At 69.3% G+C, this 19,634-nt stretch carries 10 protein-coding genes; 4 read left to right on the top strand and 6 right to left on the bottom strand.

The window, feature by feature from the left end:
* Positions 1–105 precede the first annotated feature (105 nt).
* Both AQJ64_RS49390 and AQJ64_RS41050 read right to left on the bottom strand, forming a co-directional pair.
* On the bottom strand, positions 106–495 hold the full coding sequence (locus tag AQJ64_RS49390; protein ID WP_159060345.1) for a DUF6896 domain-containing protein: 390 nt from the start codon (positions 493–495) through the stop codon (positions 106–108).
* Between the two features lie 11 nt (positions 496–506).
* Positions 507–7,607 (bottom strand): polymorphic toxin-type HINT domain-containing protein, encoded by a 7,101-nt coding sequence (locus AQJ64_RS41050; RefSeq protein WP_157880877.1) that lies wholly within the window; start codon positions 7,605–7,607, stop codon positions 507–509.
* A 520-nt stretch (positions 7,608–8,127) separates the two neighbouring features.
* Between AQJ64_RS41050 and AQJ64_RS41045 the strand changes: the two genes are divergently transcribed.
* Entirely contained in the window at positions 8,128–11,571 is a 3,444-nt protein-coding gene (locus AQJ64_RS41045; protein ID WP_055632813.1) for a DNRLRE domain-containing protein, read from the top strand.
* A gap of 93 nt (positions 11,572–11,664) precedes the next feature.
* Here the strand turns inward: AQJ64_RS41045 and AQJ64_RS41040 are convergent, their stop codons facing one another.
* Positions 11,665–12,249 carry a hypothetical protein gene (locus tag AQJ64_RS41040; protein ID WP_055632814.1) on the bottom strand — a complete coding sequence of 195 codons (585 nt, stop codon included), beginning with the start codon at positions 12,247–12,249 and terminating at the stop codon, positions 11,665–11,667.
* Between the two features lie 48 nt (positions 12,250–12,297).
* Here AQJ64_RS41040 and AQJ64_RS41035 point away from each other — a divergent pair, with 48 nt between their 5' ends.
* Positions 12,298–13,239 (top strand): aminoglycoside phosphotransferase family protein, encoded by a 942-nt coding sequence (locus AQJ64_RS41035; protein ID WP_055632815.1) that lies wholly within the window; start codon positions 12,298–12,300, stop codon positions 13,237–13,239.
* Positions 13,240–13,272: 33 nt separating this feature from the next.
* Here the strand turns inward: AQJ64_RS41035 and AQJ64_RS41030 are convergent, their stop codons facing one another.
* Together AQJ64_RS41030 and AQJ64_RS41025 are read right to left on the bottom strand one after the other, a co-directional pair.
* The gene (locus AQJ64_RS41030) at positions 13,273–15,198 is read right to left on the bottom strand and encodes an AMP-dependent synthetase/ligase (protein ID WP_059203470.1); all 1,926 of its coding nucleotides are present in this window, start codon (positions 15,196–15,198) and stop codon (positions 13,273–13,275) included.
* 245 nt (positions 15,199–15,443) lie between these two features.
* Positions 15,444–16,802 (bottom strand): acetyl-CoA C-acetyltransferase, encoded by a 1,359-nt coding sequence (locus tag AQJ64_RS41025; protein ID WP_079062243.1) that lies wholly within the window; start codon positions 16,800–16,802, stop codon positions 15,444–15,446.
* Between the two features lie 102 nt (positions 16,803–16,904).
* On the opposite strand from AQJ64_RS41025, the gene AQJ64_RS41020 reads away from it, so the two are divergent.
* The gene (locus AQJ64_RS41020) at positions 16,905–18,209 is read left to right on the top strand and encodes a 3-oxoacyl-ACP reductase (RefSeq protein ID WP_055637807.1); all 1,305 of its coding nucleotides are present in this window, start codon (positions 16,905–16,907) and stop codon (positions 18,207–18,209) included.
* Complete coding sequence (locus AQJ64_RS41015) at positions 18,209–19,069, top strand: MaoC family dehydratase (protein ID WP_055637806.1); 861 nt, start codon at positions 18,209–18,211, stop codon at positions 19,067–19,069. The genes AQJ64_RS41020 and AQJ64_RS41015 overlap by 1 nt, the downstream gene beginning before the upstream one ends.
* A 182-nt stretch (positions 19,070–19,251) precedes the next feature.
* Here the strand turns inward: AQJ64_RS41015 and AQJ64_RS41010 are convergent, their stop codons facing one another.
* The gene (locus AQJ64_RS41010) at positions 19,252–19,605 is read right to left on the bottom strand and encodes a hypothetical protein (protein ID WP_055637805.1); all 354 of its coding nucleotides are present in this window, start codon (positions 19,603–19,605) and stop codon (positions 19,252–19,254) included.
* Positions 19,606–19,634: the final 29 nt, after the last annotated feature.

The following is a 19,634-nucleotide window of genomic DNA, read 5'->3' as shown; positions in this document are numbered from 1 at the left end:
CACGGGGCTCCCTCTCCAAGAAATTTAGGAGAGGGAGCCCCGATATTTTCTACAGCACTGGCACGAGAGGGTGGTTTTTTCTTCCACCGCTACCCAGAAAAAGCACTATGCCGCCATCGAAAACCATCCGCTGCGCGGCTCCACCAATCGACCCTGAGAAACCAAGGATCGACAGACTTCGGTAATCTCCTCAATACTTCTTGACGGCTCGCCATCAACGCTCATCAAAAAGCGCCTAATCCGCCAGGAGTCAAAGACCTCCAACCCCTCCTCAAAGAAGTCGAGGTCAATTTCAGCACCATCGATCTCAGTAAAAAGACACCCAGAGCCATGGAAGTTGTATTCAAGACCTGCGCAGATAGTTCCGGTCTTTTCCAGGGCTCCCGACCGGTATAGGCGTAGGAGATCGGCCAGCCCCCCGAACTCCGGGTGACAGCGCTGAACAGCGCTGCGCACCCGGGACAGGGCTTGCAAGTACGCCTCGACTTCCCTCAAAGGCTCACCTGTCATCGATACCCCGGCTTCCTGTACTTGTTCACTAGCTTGTCCGGCCCGACCTCAGCCCAGGCAGTCGTGATGTCATCGGCGCCCCCAGGATATCTGGCCCGGATTTCGGAGTCCGGAAGGATCCGATACGGCACGTCGATGCCTGCACGCTTGGCGGCAGCGACCCGGTGATGGCCATCAAGGATGTAGAGGTCGTCGCCGATCTTCGCCACCGAGATCGGATCACCCTGCCAGCCGTTTTCCTTCATCGATGCCGCCAGTGAATCGACATTCCTCTTGGAGGCATTGCCAGACAGCGCCTCAGTACGTCTAAAGCTGAAGGGGTCAGCGCTTCCACAGCCTGAATTGTGAACCAGGACCGGAGTCTCGCCCGCCAGCACATAGTACGTATGCAGGTCATCAACAGTGAGGTTGTACGTCCGTGCCCGCTGAGTGTAGGCGCGGTTGCCCTTGACCGTGACCAGGGTGCCGTCGTTGGAGAGGAGGGTCATGCCCGGGGTGAGGTCGCCTGCCTCCACCCAGCGGTGCTCCGACTCGGACCAGAACGGGTGCTCGTGCGTGGCGGTGAGCTTCTCGAGGCCGTTCTTCGTCGCCAGGGTGAGTTCGTTGAACTCCTTGTCGCTTTCGGTGACGATGAGCCGGGTTACCTTGCGCTTGCCGGACTCTCCGGTTTCCGGATCGGTCGCCTGGACCTCGTCGCCGATCTTTACGTCTTCGATGTCCTTGGTGGAGCCGTCTCCCATGAGGACGTCGGTGCCTGCCAGGAAGCACTTGCAGCCCTTGGGCCTCGGGGATCGGAAATTCGGGACTTCGGGCATGAGTGCCAGTGCGTCCCAGATGGCGTTCTCGTAGTCCCCGTTCTTGATGTCCTCATACCCATGCGCGACATCTGCCGGAGCATCGATACCGGTGATGGTGCCCGCGACGTCGAGCCAGTCGATCACCGTCATCTTCGGGCGCTTCAGGGTGTATGCGTAACCCCAATTGACGCCGGCGACGGTGTAGTACCGCTTGCCCTCACTGTTCTCGGTGTACGTCTGCCATTTCCAGCCGCCCCTCTTGCGCTCCCAGGACTCGTTGTGGTGAACGCTCTGGCCGGAAAGCGAGTCGCTGGGGACACAGGTGGACGAGTTTCCGCCGCAGAGGCCGTCCGGGCGCAGGCCCGTGGGGTCCGATTGTGAGACGGGGCTGTTTTTGGAGTAGGCGTACCCGTTCATCTGGAGCGGGTCGGTGACGTCGATGATCGGGTCCGCAGAGATGAAGCGACCCGAGTTCTGGTCGTATTCGCGGGCGCCGATGTGTGTGAGGCCGGTTCCCGTGTCGTCGATGCCGACGCCCAGGTAGCTGCGCTTGTTCGGCCAGGCTGTCGGCTTCGTGCCGCGGACCTCGCCGTAGGGCTTGAAGGCGCGGCGGGTGACCGTCTGGCCGGAGGCGGCGTCCACCGAGGTGGTCGCCGTGCCCAGGTGGTCCGCGAGGAGGACGCTCAGCTTGTGGCCGGTCGTCGCACCGTTGGTGGTGGTGCGGACGACGGTCGGGGCGCCGGCCTGGGTGTAGGCACGGGACGCCTTGGTGATGCTGCCCGTGGCGTTGGTCGTCAGTTCGGTCTCGCCCAGGTACAGGACGGAGCCGGAGGGCGAGTTCTCGAGGATGCGGTTGCCGTCGGCGTCGTAGACGTAGGTGGTCTTGGTGCCGTTGCTGGTGATCGACTCCGGCTTGTTGTCCTGCGACCAGACCAGGTCCTGGGTCGTGCCGACCAGGTCGCGGTCGGTCGTGTTGCCTGTGGCGTCGTACACGTACGAGCTGCTCTTGCCGGTCGGGGTCGAGCCGATCGACGTCATCGTGTGCGGCTGGGTGATCGCGCCATTCGCGAGTGTCTTGCCGTAGCCGTACGTGTACGTGACGTTCTTCGTCGCGTCGGCCGTGTCGTGCTCGGTGAGGGTGGCCCTGTTGCCGAGCCAGTCGAAGGTGAAGGACTGGTGGTAGGCCGTCGTGCCGGTCGACACCGTGCCCGAGGCCGGGGCGGTGGCCGCGAGGGACGAGGTCAGTGCCGTGTCGGGACTCGTGTTGTCCGTCGCCGCGTCGGGGGCGTCGGACACCGGTCCCGAGGACGTCGTGTAATCGGTGTCGTAGCCCCAGGTGGTGCCGTCGGTCGCCTTGCAGCCGGTGGAGTGGGAGTCCGGGGTGATGTTCGACGTCCAGGCGTTCACCAGCTCGCCCATGACGTCGTAGGTGAAGCACTGGGTGTCCCACGTCGTCCCGGTCGCGTCGGCCATGGCGCGGCTGTTGGACGTGATCGTGCCGGAGACGTCGTAGGAGTAGAGGCTGTCGGTGATGCGGTGCGGGGCGTCGGTCTCGCGGTCGGTCACCGAGCGCTGGAGGCGGCCGGTGTGGGGGTCGACGAAGTTGGTCGTCCACACGCGGTAGGGCTGCGGGGCGGAGACCGTGCGCAGGACCTCCCCGTACGGGGAGTAGGTGGCGTCGGAGGTGTACCAGGTCGCGCCGGAGGTCGTGTCCGCCAGGCCGTCGCTGTTGTAGCGGGTGACGACCTTCTCGCTCGCCAGGCCGCCGATCGCGGGGAGGGTGACCGACTGCTGCTTGCCGGTGGGGGTGTACGTGTAGGTGTGGGCGTACGTGCCGGACACGCCCGCGGTCATCGCGTTCGCCGGGATGACGGTCTCGGTGCCGGTGATGTTGTAGTTGGCGTCGTAGCCGGTGACCCGGTTGACGTAGTCGCCGTCGGCGGTGTGGCGGGTGGATTCCTTCAGCTTGCCGATGCCGCCGGACACGTCGTCGTAGGTGTACTCCCTGACCGGGCTCGTGGTGGCGGAGCCCTGGCGCACGTACCGGACACGGCCCAGCGGGTCGTACTCGGTAAAGGTCTCCTGCCCGCGGGAGTTCTTGGTGTAGTTCAGGCGGTCGGCCGCGTCGTACCCCATCTGCGCTGTGCCGGAGTCGGGGTCCGTGGAGGACTTCAGCCGGCCCCGGGCGTCGTAGAGGTAGGACCAGATGTTGCCAGCGGCGTCGGTGACCTTGCTGCGGTTGCCGCGGGCGTCGTAGTCGTAGGTCGTGTCGCGCCCGACGGTGGAGGCGGAGGCGTTCTGGCTGTAGTAGCGGATCGACGTGACCCTGCCGAGGGCGTCGGTCTCCGTGCGGGTCCGGGGGGAGGTCGAGCCCGCCGGGTTCACGGTGGTGCTGGTGTCTCCGTAGGTCTTGGTCGCCGAGTACTTCCTGACGTCGGCGAAGTAGGTGTCGGCTCGGGTCTCCCGGTCCAGGCCGTCGTACGTGTAGCTGACGGAGCTGGGGATGAGCGTCTTGGCCTTGGGGGCGAAGAGTTCGGTGGTCGGTTCGCCCTTGGCCAGGTATCCGCTGGTCTTCTCCGCGACCAGGCCGTGGTCGTCGTAGTGCGTGTCGACGATGATCCGGCCCGGGCCGTGGGCCTCGCTCTGCGTCTGGACCTCGCGCTGGAGGCCGTCGTAGATGGTGGTCTGCCGGGAGTAGGTGCCGTCGTCCTTGAGGGACTGGACGGTGACCGCGGCCGGGCGGGTCTCATCCGGGGTGGCCACGGCTGTCTGGTAGGCGATCTGCACGGTGGGTGAACCGGTGGCCGACGGCGACCAGCCCTTCACCAGGCGGCCGAGGGCGTCGTACTCGCTGCGGGTGACACGGCCGTTGGGGTCGGTGACCGTCAGGGCCACGCCGCGGCCCGGGTCGTAGGTCGTGGTGGTGACCTGGTCCTTGGCGTTGATCACCTTGACCTGGGTGACCGGGCCACCCGCTTCGGGGGTGTACTGCGTCTCGGTCTTCCCCGATCCGGGCGCCGTGACGGTGCGTACCCGGCCCAGCGTGTCGTACGTCGTCTTCGTGGTGACGGCACCCGACACGCCGTCGCCGTCGTTGGTGGCCTGGGTGGTGATCAGGCCCCTGGTCGGCGTGGCGTCGTCGGCCAGGTCGTCGTAGGTGTTGTGCACCTGCGCCTTGAGCAGGGTCGCCGGATCCGCAGTCGGCTGATCGACGCAGGATGTCGCCGTCGTCTTCTGGTCCTTCGCCAGGCCGATCAGCCACACCGACGTGTTGTGGACGTACGTCGTCGTGGTGCAGGTCCGGTCCGAGAAGGCCTCGCCGCTGCCGTCGGGCTTGACGACGTACGACTCCACCTGGGTCGGCAGGCCATAGGTGCCGTCGACCTCGATGAGAGTCCGCACGGCGCGCCAGGAGGCGCCGACCGTCTGGATCGCGTCCGTGCGCTTGACCCAGGTGCGGTAGGCACGCAGGGGGTCGCCTGCCGTGCCGTCCTCGTTCTCGCGGGCGCGGGAGGCGGTCAGCTGCGAGAAGGGGTAGTTCAGAGTGCGCTTGAGGACCTTCCCGCCGGAGTCCGTGTAGGTGATGGTCTCCGCGGTCATGCCCGCGTACTGCTCGGCGTCGTCCGAGAGGAGGGTGGACGTGCCCGAGGAATCCTTCACCGTGCCGCCGGCGCCCCGGAAGTAGCGGGTGACCGTCTTCGACTGCGCGTTGACCGCGCGGACACCGTCCACGATCTCGGACGTGCTCTTGGCACCCTTGAGGGTGGTGACGGTGCGGTAGCCCCTCCAGTCGCTGTAGGTGCGCAGGGCGGGGCGGGTGAACTCGTCGTCGCTCTTGGCCCAGGCCGGGTCGTCGTACTCGTACTGGGTGGTGATGTCCTTGCCGTGCGAGCTGATCTTGTCGGTCTCGGTCACGCTCGCGACGACGTACTTGTTGAACCAGGCCTTCTTGGGGGTCTTCTCGTCACCGTCGGGTGACCAGCGGACGGGGTAGCAGGTCCCGTTGCTCTTGCCCTTGTCCTCGGCGGGCTCGCTCATGCAGCCGCCGGTGTACTCGATCTCGATGTCGCCGCCGTACTCGTTGGACACGACACCGATGCGGGGGCGGGTGAAGCCGGGGCGCTTGTCCTTCTTTCCGTTGAGGACCAGATTGGGGAGTTGCCGGTCCAGAAGACGGCCGTGCAGCGGTGAGTCGTCGCCGACCGTGTAGGGGGCGAAGCTGACACCGGCGTCGGACTGGAGGGTGCCGACGGCGTCGCCCGTCGCGAAGCCCCTGCGCGTGATGGAGTTGAGCCACAGGCCCGGCGCGGTGTCGTACCAGTCCTTGGGGAAGGACTGGTGCAGTGTGTAGGCGTCGACCGGCTTGAGACCGGTCTGGCCGGGGCGGGCGGCCTCGGTGGTCACCTTGTCCAGGCGCTTCTGCGTCCAGAAGGACGGGAACGCCGGGCACAGCTTCGAGGTGGACTTGCAGTTGAGGTTGCCGGGGGTGTCCCACCACACCCGGTAGGCCCCGGGGTCGTCAGTCTTGGCGAAGTTGGCGGAAGCACAGGCGGTCGTCGACTGCAGGCAGCGTTCCTGCACGTCAAAGAGGATTCGTGCGGCGGGCGTGGTGAAGCCGGAGGAGTCGGTGCGGATGCCGTATTCGATGGATTTCGGGTATGCGTAACGGTCGTATTGCTCGGGTTGCTTGAACCTCTTGCGGGCGGCGTAGTAGTTCGTCTCCTGGGTCCAGTTGACGATCATCGTGTTGCCGTGGACGTCGACGACCTTGTCCAGTCCCCAGCGCCAGGCCTGCTGCTTGCCCGAACCGCAGCGCGAGTCGGCGAAGGTGTCGGCATGGCAGGGCTCGCCGGGGTGGTTGCCGAAGACGGGGACGGTGGAGACGGAGCCGGTGTCGTCGTGGCCGCCGCCGACCTTGTTGAGGCCGTAGTAGTACCTGGTCCCGTCCCTGGTGGTGACTACCCAGTACTCGCCGTTGTTGTCGTCGTTGTCGCCGCCGACCTTGTGCTCGACGCGTGTGCCGTCGTCCTTCGCGGGGCGGTAACGCTCGTTGTCCCGTTCCGGGTTGCTGCCGGCGGAGGCGTCACGGACCAGTTCGGTGGTCTTGCCCGCCAGGGACATCACGGCGTTGTACGACACCCAGCACAGGTCGGACGTCTTGTCCTTCTTGGCGGTGTTGTTCGGCGCACCGGCGTCGAGTGTCTTGCGGTCGTCCTTGCAGGAGCGGTACTTGCGCTCGATGTAGCCGGGGTCGTAGCTCCAGCCCTCGCCGATCCAGGACGCCTGCGGGGAGGAGACGGCGGTACGGCCGTCCACCGTCTGGGAGCTGTAACCGAACGCGATCTGAGGCGTCGGCCCGGCGGGCGGGGAGGGCACGGTCAGCGGGTACGACCAGGTGAAGGCCCCGGAGGAGCCACCCGCCTCCCACTTGCCGTCGGAAGCGAGCGAGGTCGCCTTGAAGTCGCCGCTCGCGCCTCCACCGGAGTCGACCGCTCCGACGACCGCGGTGCTCCCGGAGGCCGCCGTCTGTGCCGCGGTGGTGGACGTCCGGTAAGCCGCCTGTACTACGCCCGAGTTCTGGGGAGTGGTGCTGTCGGCCGAGGCCGGTGTCACCGTGTCGTCGGCGGCCGGGTCGACCGTCGCCGTGATGGAGTTCCCGTCGGCGTCGTTGGTGGTCTCCAGTTCCTCGTACGTCTGGCAGGCCTCGTCTTCCGGGGTCTCCAGGTAGCAGTCGGGGAACTGCACGAAGCGCAGGCGGGAGGCCCAGTCGGCGCCGTAGAGGCTCTCGAAGCCGGAGTAGTCGAGCTTCACGGAGATCGGAACCGCGCCCGTCGTGGGGGCCTGCACCTTCAGCACCGCGCCGTCCACGCCCTGACCGGTGGTCGAGGTCCGGTCGGAGATGGTGACCTGCCATGTACCGGTCGGTCTCGGCTGATCGGGGGCCTGGCCGAGGCTGACCGGCAGGTTGTCTGCCTGGAGCATGGCGGCGGGGTCGTCCGTGTCGGCAGCCCGTAGGGAGGCGGGGGTGACGGGCGTATCGAAGTTCACCGTGCCCGGCGTGCCTGCCGGCGGGGGCGTGGTGCCCGAGGGCGCTTCTTCCTGCGGTGCGGGCTCTTCCTGCTTCAGGGTGTCCAGGTCGGCGGAGACGGTCGTTCCCGGCAGCGGTTCTTCGGTCTCCAGCGGCTCCAACTGGAGCGTCTCGCGCCCGGTTTCCTCGTGAGACGGATCCGGGTCGGGTGGGATCGCGAGTGCCTGGGCGGGCAGCAGTGCGACGAGCAGCGCGGCTGCGACGGCCGGCACGGTGGTGCGTGCGATACGGCGCCGGGCGCGAGGAAGTCGGCCGAACACGTCTAGGTCCCCCCGGACCGTCCAAGCGGGACCGGTGACGGACCACGCGCGTTGAGGTGCTGAACAGCGCAGATTCTGTGGTCGATCTGTGGAGGAACGCCAGGTTGCACGTGATCATGTGATGATCGTCACGGTGTGTAGCGATTCATTACGCAGCGAAGTAACGCGAAAGCGCTACCACCTGGAGGTAAGGACACGCTCCGCACAGGTAAGACTTCTTATATTTTTCTTTCACGCAAGGGTGGAAAGCTTCCGCTGATCTGGCACTGAAAGTGCCGCTTCACCCCATCTGCTTCCTTGCGGTACCGCCGGGCTCCTCGCGCCGAAGCCCGCGGTTGAGCTGTACGTGGGACAGGTCCTGGCCGTTCATCACAGGGTGACGACAGGACCTTCATCGGTCATCATCAGCTGCCCGGTGGGGGAGCTCCGTCCTGTCCGCCGGTACTGGGGATGGGGAAGGGGAACTCGCCCGATGACGCGCACCTGGCGTCGCAGGCCCGGCCGTCGGGCCACTGCGGCGCTGCTCGCGACTGCGGTCGCCACGACGGGAATCGTCTACGCCGGATTCCAGCTGGACGGCGGAGGTCAGCGGAAAGCGGCGGACCGAAGCCCGGTCACCGAGGCCGCGGCAGTCGAACAGGCCGCTAGGACCGGTAAGAGGGTCGAGGTCACTGCCGCCCGCACCGCCAACTCCACCACGTGGGCACGGCCCGATCACCTGATGGAGAAGCGGCTCTACTCCTCCCCGGTCCGCGCCAAGGTCGACGGCGAGTGGAAGAAGATCGACCCCAGCCTGCACCGGACCAAGGAAGGCTGGGAGCCGAAGGCCACCAACACCCGGATGGTGTTCTCGGCCGGCTCCGGAAAGCACGGTGCCCAGTCGTCGACGGCGCGGGCCTCGCGCTCGGGCGTGCAGCGGGTGTCCCTCGTCAAGTCCGCAGCAGCCGACACCGGAACACCGCTGGTCACCCTGTACGTCGATGGCGGCGCCCATGCGATTCAGCTGACGTGGCCGGGCCCGGTACCGACCCCCGTCGTCGACGGCAACCGGATCCTGTACCCCGAGGTGTTCCCGGGCGGCGACCTGGTACTGACCGCTGACGACGAGGGCTTCGGACAGGTCGTCGTCGTGAAGAACCGCCAGGCTGCCACGGACCCGCACGTACAGCAGCTCGTCTACGGTCTCCATTCCTCCGATCTCACCTTCCGGCTCGATCCGTTGACCGGGCTGGTCAGCGCCCTGGACTCCGACGGCGACGAGGTCGCGCTCTCACCGACGCCCCTGATGTGGGACAGCAGCGGCGCTCCCGCCGTGACCGACGGTGGCGTCGGCGCCACCGCCCAGCCGACCGCGTCGGAAGCCCCCAACCCGACTGCTACCGGCACCTCCTCGCCCTCGGCCAGCCCGAGCGCCTCCGAGGAGGAGGCTCCCGTGTCGGACGAGCAGAACGACGGTGCTGTCGAGGTCCTGCCGTCGGCCAGCGACGACGCCGTTGCCGTGTCGGAGCCGCCGCTGCCGTCCGCGCCCGCGGAACCCACGCCGCAGCCTTCGCAGAGCGGGTCTTCGGCCACCCTGAGCCTGCCGTCGCTGAACGGTCCCTCGCCCGACTCGCGCGGCGAGCTGGTCAAGGCCGACCTGTCCGCCGGCCAGTGGACGCTCACCCCCGACCAGGACTTCCTGAACGACGCGGCGACCACCTACCCGGTCTTCATCGACCCGGCGGTCAAGAAGCACGTCCAGAACTGGACCACCGCCTACAACCGCTATCCCAACGCCACGTTCTACAACGGCAAGGACTTCAACAAGGGCGGCACCCAGGAGGCCCGCGTCGGCTTCGAGTCCGACACCTGGGGCACCTCCCGGTCCTTCTTCAACATCGAGTTCGACAAGGACCTCAAGGGCACCAAGCTCACCAGCGCCACGCTGTACATGCTGGAGACCTACTCCTGGTCCTGCCAGGACCGCTCCATGAGCGTGCACCTGACCGGCGCCGTCAACAGCCACACCAACTGGAGGAACGCGCCCAAGCTGCACGACGGCAACAAGCTGGTCACCAAGAGCTTCGCCCACGGCTACAAGTCCGGATGCCGGGACGCCTACGAGAACTTCGACGTCAGGAGCGGTGCCCAGAAGGCGGTCGACAAGGGCCAGGACACCATCACGTTCGGCCTGCGCGCCCGCGACGAGGATGCCCAGTACGCGTGGAAGAAGTTCCAGGCCAACGGCAACTTCCCGCCCTACCTCGAGGTCGTCTACAACCGCCCGCCGGCGATCGTCACCGACTCCCTCGACCTCAACCCGGACGGGGAGTGCACCACGAGCAAATCGTACGTGCGTATGGGCTCCGGCAGCCTGACCTTCACCGCCAAGGCCACCGACAAGGACGGCAATCTCAACTATCTCGACTTCGATCTGTGGCCCACCGACAAGTGGAGCACCACCGGTGACCTGCTGAAGACCGCCGGCAAGAAGTCCGTCGGCGCCAACACCAGCAGCGCCCTGGTCACCACCAGCGGCTTCTCCACCAGCAGCCTCACGAACGGGACCACCTACTCCTGGCGGGTCCGCGCCGTGGACGACGCAGGCGTCACATCTCCCTGGTATCCGAAGGTGCCCTGCCAGTTCGTCCTCGACACCGCCGCCCCCAAGCCGCCGGTGGTCAGCTCGACCGACTTCCCCAACGCGGACGGCAACAAGAACGGGTTCGGTGTCGACTCAGAGGACACCAAGTGGTCGGCCAAGAAGTTCGGCACGGCCGGTTCCTTCACCGTGCGCGCGCTGGACGCCGATGTCGTGCGCTACGAGTACGGCTTCAACTCGCCCTCGTACACGGGGACACTGGCCCGCACCAACGGCACGGCCGTCACCGTCAGCGCGACCATCAGCGGCGCCAAGCCACCCGCCGCCGGCCCCAACGTCCTCTACGTCCGCACCATCGACAACTCCGGCAACATCTCTGAACCGACCAGGTACTTCTTCTACGTCACCCCACGAGACCAGGCCGACAAGGCCGGCGACTTCACCGGCGACGAACTGCCGGACATGATGACGGTCACGGCCGAGGGCAACCTCGCGCTCTACCCTGCGCAGGCCGACAAGGACGGTGACCTGGACTACTCCATGCCGGGCGCCTACCGGGCCAACCCGGACAAGGACCCCAACGGCGACGACCTGCCCCCGTATGTGCCGGCGCCCAACGGTCACTTCAAGGGCGCCCTCATCACCCACAACGGCGACATCTACGGCGGCGACGGCCTCCAGGACCTCGTCGTCCGGCTCGGCGACAAACTGTGGGTCTACCCCGGCGACGGCTACGGCGCGGTCAACATCGACGAACGTCAGCAGATCCTGCTGCCCGCCGGTGCTCCGGCCCCTGCCGCCTTCACGCAGATCGTCGCCGCCGGAGACATCACCGGTGACGGCCGGACGGACTTCCTCGTCCTGGTCGGCGACCAACTGTGGGCCCTCACCGGCTACCACGGCGCCACCGTCGACCAGGCCACCCTCCTGGTGACGTCCTCCACGTGGACCACGCGCGATCTGGTCACCGTCATGGACGTCTCCGGAGACGGGGTTGCCGACCTCGTCTACCGATCCGCCCCCTCCGCACGGTTGCTGCTGCGCACCGGCGTCGCGGCGAGCGGGGGCGGGGTCAACCTCACGTCCCTGGCATCCGCCGCGAACTCCGCGGGCGGAGCGGACACGGTGTACGGCGGCTCCGGGTGGTCGCGCGCCGGCATCCCGAAGCTGATGGGCACCCCCGACGCCAACGGCGACACCATCCCCGACATCTGGACCGTCCACTCCACGGGCCAAGTACGGTTCTACGCCGGCAGCAAGACCGCGCTGACGGGTTCCGGCACCGAGATCGTCACACCGAAGACGTATTGGCAGACACGCATCGCCATCGGCTGAGACCCCCGGCCCGGGCCCGTCCCCGTTTCGGAGGACGGGCCCGGCCTCACCCGGCCGTCGCCCCGAGGAGGCGTTCCACGCGCTCGCCGAGCGCTACACCGGTCGGCCAGGCGTGCCCGTCAGCGGCCAGTAGGAGAAGCCGTTCCCGGTGTACCAGTTCAGGCGGGTGGTGCCGCAGCCGACGCTGTGGAAGTCGAGGAAGTCGTAGTAGACGGCCTTGACCGACTTCCTGGGGAAGGTCACCGACAGCGACGTGACGACATTGCCCTTGGCCGGGATCGTGCCGAGGGACAGGGCCGTGGAGTTCCACAGCGGCAGCGAGCCGTTCGTCCTGCTGTTCCAGTGCAGGCTCGCCTTGTGCCAGTGCCCCGTGCCGACGCGCCACTGGACGAGGGGTGCCGGGCCCCGGTTCTTCATGAGGTTGCCGAGGGCGAAGACGTAGGTCGCCCTGGTCAGTTTCACGTTCTCGGTGTTGTGCACCCGGATCCTGGCGTGCAGGGCCACCCCTGTGCGCCGGGTGGTCGGGACGGCCGATCCGGCGAGGTCGGTCGCCGTGACCGCCCCGTAGCGGCAGTCGTAGGTGGCCGTGGCGGCGGTGGCCGGGGTGGCGAGGGTCGCCGCGCCCATGACGCCGGCCGCGACGACGAGCGCTGTTCTCTGTGAAACGGTGGTCTTCAACTGTCCTCCTCAGCCGCCCGATCCCACCCCGACCGAAGGCGACCGTCAATGATCTTTCCTGATTTATTGCCGGAAACTTTCGTCCGCACGACCATCGACCGGGAGGGAGACCACGGCGCCCGCTGGCTCGGCGAACTCCCCGGCATCCTCCGGGAGCTGGCCGACGCGTGGGGCTGTGTGCCCGACGGGGACGTCCTCCACGGCGGGGTCGGGATCGTCGTACCCGTCATGACGCCCGCGCACGGGCCCGCCGTGATCAAGGTGTCGTATCCGCATCCCGGGAACGTCCATGAGCCCGACGCCTTCGCCGTCTGGGGCGGACGCGGTGCCGTGCGGCTGCTGGCGCGGGACGACGCGCGGTTCGCCATGTTGCTGGAGCGGGTTCGGGCGGAGTCTCTCGCCGAGGTGGAGGACACGGACGAGGTCGCCGCCGTCGCGGGGACGGTCAGTCGGCGGCTTGCCGTTGCCGCGCCCGGCGGGCTGCCTCGGATACGGGACATGGCTGCCGGGTGGGAGGAGGAACTGCGGCTGGATCGCGTCGAGTTGGCGCACGGGGTCGCCGAGCGGTCCTTCGGGGCCGCGCTGGCCACCGTACGGGAGCTGGGGCCGGAGCAGCCAAGGCTCGTGGTGCACGGTGATCTGCACGCGCGGAACATCCTGCGCGCCGAGCGCGAACCCTGGCTCGCCGTCGATCCGAAGGGGTGGGCGGGGGATCCGGCGTACGACGGAGGGACGCTCCTCAAGGCGCTCGGGCTGCGGCTGATCTCCCTCGACGACCGCGCTGACGTCGGCAAGGCCGCGCTCCGGGTCCTGGACGTCTTCTCCGAGGCCGCCGGGCTGGACCGGGAGCGGGTCGGGCGCTGGGCGCACTTCCATGTCGTACGGGCCGCGTTCCACGGGCGGCGGCACGGGTTCCGGGTGGCGCGCGGCGGGCCGTACCTCGACCGCCTCAACGCGTTCGTGGACGGGCTCGCGGAGGTCCTCCTGTGACCGCGCCTCCGCCTCCGGGTCCCCCCGACGGAGCTACTGCGCGTACAGCCCCTCCACCTCCTCCGAGAAGTCCCGCAGGATCGTCTCGCGGCGGAGTTTCATCGAGGGGGTGAGGTGGCCCGCCCTCTCCGTGAAGTCCCCCGGCAGGACGGTGAAGCGCCGGATGGACTCCGGTCTGGAGACGAGTTTGTTGGCGTCGTCGATCGCCCGCTGGAGCACCGCGTTCAGCTCCTCGTCGCCGATCAGCAGCTCCACCGGAACCGGGTGCTTGCCGTTCATGTTGCGCCAGTGGGTGAGGCCGTCGGGGTCGAGGGTGAGCAGGGCGGAGACATAGGGGCGGTCGTCGCCGAGGACCAGGGCCTGGGAGATCAGGGGGTGGGAGCGGAGCCAGTTCTCCAGGGGGGCGGGGGCCACGCTCTTGCCGCCCGCCGTGATGATCATTTCCTTCTTGCGGCCGGTGATGGTCAAGTAGCCCTCGTCGTCCAGTTCGCCGAGGTCGCCGGTCGGCAGCCAGCCGTCGGGGGCGGCGGGGACGACTCCGCCCGCCGCCGGGTCCCAGTAGCCGCGCAGGACGTGGTCGCCGGCGATGAGGATCTCGCCGTCGGCGGCTATCCGGATCTTCGTGCCGGGCAGCGGCCAGCCGACCGTGCCCAGGCGGGGTTTCAGGGGGGGTGTGACCGTGGACGCGCCGGTCGTCTCCGTGAGGCCGTAGCCCTCGTAGATCTCGATCCCCGCGCCCAGGTAGAAGGAGGACAGGCGGCGGCCCAGCGGGGAGCCGCCGCAGATGGCGTGGCGGACCCGGCCGCCCATGGCGTTGCGGATCCGGCGGTAGACCAGCGGGTCGTAGAAGGTGCGGGCGGCGCGCAGGGTGGCGCCGGGGCCGGAGCCGGTGCCGGTCTTCTGGGCCTCGACGGCCTCGCCGTAGCGGCGGGCGACGGAGACGGCCCGGTCGAAGGTGGTGAGGCGGCCGCCCGCCTCGGCCTTCGCGCGGGCCGTGTTGAAGACCTTCTCCAGCATGTAGGGGATGGAGAGGAGGCAGGTGGGTCTGAAGGCGGCCAGGTCCGGGAGGAGGTCGTCGGCCTTCAGGCTCGGGGCGTGGCCGAGGCGGACCCGGGCCCGGATGCAGGCGATCGCCACCATCCGGCCGAAGACATGGGACATGGGGAGGAAGAGGAGGACGGAGAGGTCCTCGCCCCGGGAGTCGCCCTTCGACTTGAAGATTGGGTAGAGGAGTTCGATCGCGTTGTCGACCTCGGCGAAGAAATTGCCGTGGGTGAGCGCGCAGCCCTTGGGGCGGCCGGTGGTGCCGGAGGTGTAGATGAGGGTGGCGAGGGTGTCGGGGCCCAGCACCCCGCGCCGTACCGCCACTTCGCCGTCGGGGACATGGACACCGGCCTCGGCGAGGCGCTCCACATGGCCCTTCTCCATGACCCACATGTGCTGGAGGTCGGGCAGCCGGTCGCGCTCGGGGCCGAGGGCGGCGGCCTGGCCGAGGGTCTCGGTGACCAGGGCGACCGCGCCGGAGTCCTGGAGGATCCAGCGGGTCTGGAAGACGGAGGAGGTGGGGTAGATGGGGACGGTGACCAGTCCGGCCGCCCAGGCGGCGAAGTCGAGCAGCGTCCACTCGTACGTCGTACGGGCCATGATGGCGATCCGGTCGCCCGGCATCAGCCCTTCCGCGATCAGCCCCTTGGCCACCGCGTGCACCTGGTCGGCGAAGCGTTCCGCCGTGATGTCGGTCCAGGTGGCGTCCTGCTCCTTGCGGCTGAGGACCACCGCCTGCGGGACGGCGGCGGCGTTGTCGTAGGGCAGGTCGCCGAGGGAGCCGTGGGTGACCGGCTGGGCGAACGCCGGTACGGCGGCCTCGCGTACATGACCGTCCAGCCGGCGCGTCTCGGGTTCCACGAGGGCGGGGGGAGCGTCGGCGAAGTCGGTCGAGGTGGCGTAGGGCGTGGACACGGGCGGCTCCCTTGGCGTGCAGCGCTAAAGAACTGCTTGCTGCAAAGACGTACGTGCCTCGGGTATGGAGGCGTTCACCGGGATGGCCCCGAAGAATGGGGTTACCGGCGGTTAGGTAGGGGATCGTACGGCGTTGGCGTGGGGGGCTTGTGCGGGTTCGGGGATGATCCGGGGTCAGGGCTGTGCAATCTCGGAGACTATGTGACAGGGACTCAGGTTCGCCCCTGACCCTGGTCAGGGGGAGATCAGGGGCGTTCCAGTACCGCGGTCACCCCCTGGCCGCCCGCCGCGCAGACCGAGATCAGCCCCCGCCCCGGAACGCCCCGTTCCGCGAGCAGCTTGGCCAGGGTCGCGACGATCCGGGCGCCGGTGGCGGCGAAGGGGTGGCCGGTGGCGAGGGAGGAGCCGGTGACGTTGAGCTTGTCGCGGTCCACCGGGGCCAGGCCCTGCTTCTCCCAGGCGGCGAGCGTGGCCAGCACCTGGGAGGCGAAGGCCTCGTGGATCTCCACCAGGTCGAAGTCCTCGATGCCGAGGCCGGCCCGCTCCAGCATGCGCGGCACGGCGTGGGCGGGGGCCATCAGCAGCCCGTCCTCGCCCTTGCCGACATCGCCGTGGACGAAGTCGACGGCCGCCGTCTCGTACACGGTGAGGTAGGCGAGCGGTTCCAGGCCCCGGACCTCGGCCCATTCCTCGGAGGCGAGGAGGACGACCGCCGCGCCGTCGGTGAGGGGGGTCGAATTGCCCGCCGTCATCGTCGGGTTGGGGCCGTCGGTGCCGAACACCGGCTTCAGCGTGGCGAGTTTCTCCACGGTGGAGTCCGGGCGCAGGTTCTGGTCGCGGGTCAGGTCGCGGAAGGGGACGACCAGGTCGCCGAAGAAGCCCCGTTCGTACGCGGCGGCCAGCCGCTGGTGGCTGGCCGCCGCCAGTTCGTCCTGGGCCTCGCGCTCGATGCCCCAGGCGCGGGCGGTGACCGCCGCGTGCTCGCCCATGGACAGGCCGGTGCGCGGTTCGGCGTTGCGCGGGACGTCGGGGGCCAGGTGGGAGGGGCGGATCCGGGCGAGGGCCTTGAGCCGGCCGGCCGTCGTCCTGGCGCGGCGGGCCTGGAGCAGGATCCGGCGGAGTGAGTCGTTGACGCCGAGCGGGGCGTCGCTCGCGGTGTCGGCGCCGCCCGCGACGGCCGAATCGGTCTGGCCGAGGGCGATCTTGTTGGCGGCGGCGATGACGGCCTGGAGGCCGGTGCCGCAGGCCTGCTGGATGTCGTAGGCGGGGGTGCGCGGGTCGAGCTTGGAACCGAGGACGGTCTCGCGGGTGAGGTTGAAGTCGCGGCTGTGCTTGAGGACGGCACCGGCGACGACCTCGCCGACGACCCCGGGCACGTCGAGCCCGTAGCGGGTGGCGAGGCCGTTGACCGCCGCCGTGAGCATCTCCTGGTTGGAGGCGGTGGCGTACGGGCCGTCGGAGCGGGCGAAGGGGGTCCGGCTGCCGCCGATGACCGCGACGCGGCGGGCGCGCGGGGGTTCGAAGGCGGGCTTCCGCGCGCCTCTCAGATAGGTCACCTTCGACGGCTCCGGGGTACTCGCCCGCGACGGCTCCGAGGTACTCATCTCGACCTGCTCCTCACCCTTGACCTAAACTTACCCCGGGTAACCTTACTCCGGAGTAAGCAACTTTTTCAGTCAGCCGAGCCCGTGGGAGACGAGACGAACATGGCCGACCGCTATCTGAGTTTCACCGCCACCGCACCCGGCCGTCTCCTCACCCGACGGCTCGGCCTTCCGCAGCCGGCGGCGCTCAGGCGCTGGTCCCCCGAACACCCGTTCCTCACAGGCAACTTGCTTCACCTTACGGCCGGAACGTCCGCCCTCGGCCTCACTCCGGTCCTCGCCCGCACCGGCCTCCCCCTCGGCAGCGCCGACCCCGCCGCCGTCGTCCTGGACGCCACCGGGGTCCGGGACGTCGAGACCCTCGCCGAGGTGCACGCGGCCCTGCACCCGGTGGTCCGGTCGGTCGCGGCGAGCGGCCGGATCGTGGTCCTCGGCTCCCCCCTCGACGCCGACGACGACCACCACCGGGCGGCCGTGCAGCAGGCCCTGGAGGGATTCATCCGCTCCCTCGGCAAGGAGATCGGCCGCGGCCGGACCGTGAATCTGGTACGGCTCACCGACGCGGCCGCCGCCGAGTCCACCCTGCGCTTCCTCCTCTCCCCCAAGTCGGCCTACGTCAGCGGCCAGGTCATCGGGGTCGGCGCGGGGCAGCGGGCCGACCACGACTTCGCGGACCGCCCCCTCACCGGCCGCACCGCCCTCGTCACCGGCGCCGCGCGCGGCATCGGCGAGGCCGTCGCCGAGACCCTGGCCAGGGACGGCGCCGAGGTCGTCGTACTCGACGTCCCCCAGGCCGGGCCGGATGCCCGGCGGGTCGCCGAACGGCTGGGCGGACGGGCCCTCACGCTCGACATCACCGCCGCCGACGCGGGCGAGCGGATCGCCGCCGAACTCCCCGACGGGCTCGACCTGCTGATCCACAACGCGGGCGTCACCCGCGACCGCCGACTGGTCAACATGTCCGCCGAGCGCTGGAGTTCGGTCCTGGACGTCAACCTCGCGAGCGTGCTGCGCACCACCGACGCGCTGCTCGCCAAGGGCACGCTCCGGCCGGGCGGGCGGATCGTGGCGACCGCCTCCATCGCCGGGCTCGCGGGCAACGCGGGGCAGACGAACTACGGTGCGAGCAAGGCGGGCGTGGCCGGGCTGGTCCGCGCCCTCGCCCCGCGCGCGCTCACCGGGCACGGGGTGACGGTGAACGCGGTCGCCCCCGGCTTCATCGAGACGAAGATGACGGCCGCGGTGCCGCTGTTCATCCGGGAGGCGGGGCGCCGGATGAACTCCCTCGCGCAAGGGGGGCTGCCCGCCGATGTCGCCGAGACCACCGCCTGGCTCGCGCACCCGGCGTCGGGCGCGGTCAACGGACAGGTCGTACGGGTGTGCGGCCAGAGCCTGCTGGGGGCGTGATGACAGCGGTGACGACCCTCTCCTCCTCCCCCGCCCTCGTCCCGCTGCTGGCGCGCGGCGCCCTGCGCTCGCCGTTCAAACGGCCGCGGCCCGGCGCGGACTTCACCGGCACCCGGCTGGTCCTGCCCGGACTGCGGGCCGACCTGCCCCGGCTGGCGGCCTACGAGCGGGTGTGCGGCTTCCCCACCGGCGAGGACGCCCTGCCCCTCACCTACCCGCATGTGCTGGGCTTCCCGCTGGCCATGAGCCTCATGAGCGGCCGGGACTTCCCGCTCCCGCTGCTCGGCCTCGTCCACACCTCGGTCGACATCACCCGCTACCGGCCGCTCACCGCCGCCGGGACGTACGAACTCTCCGTGTACATCGACCGGTTGACACCGCACCGGCGCGGCACGGAGGCGTTCGTGGTGACGCGGCTGCGGGAGGCGGACGCCGTCGTATGGGAGTCGACCAGCACGTATCTGGCACGGCACCGCACCGAGCGTGAGCCGGCGCCCGCGCCGGAGGAACCGGAGGCCGCGCCGCTCCCCCTCCTCGACGAGTGGCGGCTCGCCGCCGACGTCGGCCGGCGCTACGGGGCCGCCTCCGGCGACCGCAACCCCATCCACCTCCACCCGCTCACCGCCCGCCTCTTCGGCTTCCCCCGCGCCATCGCCCACGGCATGTGGACCGTCGCCCGCTGCCTCGCCGCCCACGGCACCCCGCCGGCCGTACGGACCCGGGCGGAGTTCCGGGCGCCGGTGCTGCTGCCGGGCACGGTGGCGTTCGCCTCGGACGGCGTACGGTTCGAGCTGCGCGGGACGGGAGAGGCGGCGGCGCGGCTCCATGTGAGCGGACGGGTGGACCGGCTCACGTTCTGAGCGGACGGGCGGAACCCGCTCACGCCCCGAGCCGACCCGCGGAACCCGCTCACGCCCCGAGGAGGCGGGTGAACTTTCCGGCGGACAGCCGCTGTCGAGGCCCGTACCTCCTCCCGATCCTCCACCGCCACGGCCTGGACGAGAAGGGCCGCAGGCCCGGGAAGGGCGGGTCCAGGGGCGGGTCAGGGGCGGTGGACCGAGACGCCGCCGACCAGGCCCCAGGCGTCGATGCGGACGGTGGGGCCGCCCGGCTCGGTGGGGCCCGTGTCACGGACGCCGCCGAGGCGCAGGCCGCGGACCTCGACCCGGACGTCGGGGCGGACCTTGAGGGAGACGCCGCCGATGAGGCTCAGCTTGGTGATCCGCAGCTCGGCGCCGTCCGGGATCTCCACGTCCGTCAGGTCGACATCGGCTCCGCCGACGAGGGAGACGGTGAGGGTGCGCTCGTGGAGGGTGGCGCCGTCGAGCCGGTGACCGCCGATGAGGCTGATCTTGATGTCGGTCTTCTGCGTCTGGTCCGCGCTGGGCTTCGTCATGGGAAGAACGGTAGGAGCGGCGGGTCGGG

Origin of the sequence: Streptomyces griseoruber (genome assembly GCF_001514205.1) — a bacterium.
Lineage (GTDB): Bacteria > Actinomycetota > Actinomycetes > Streptomycetales > Streptomycetaceae > Streptomyces > Streptomyces griseoruber.
Note: the sequence above shows the minus strand (reverse complement) of the source record. Positions and strands in the feature narration are given on the sequence as shown.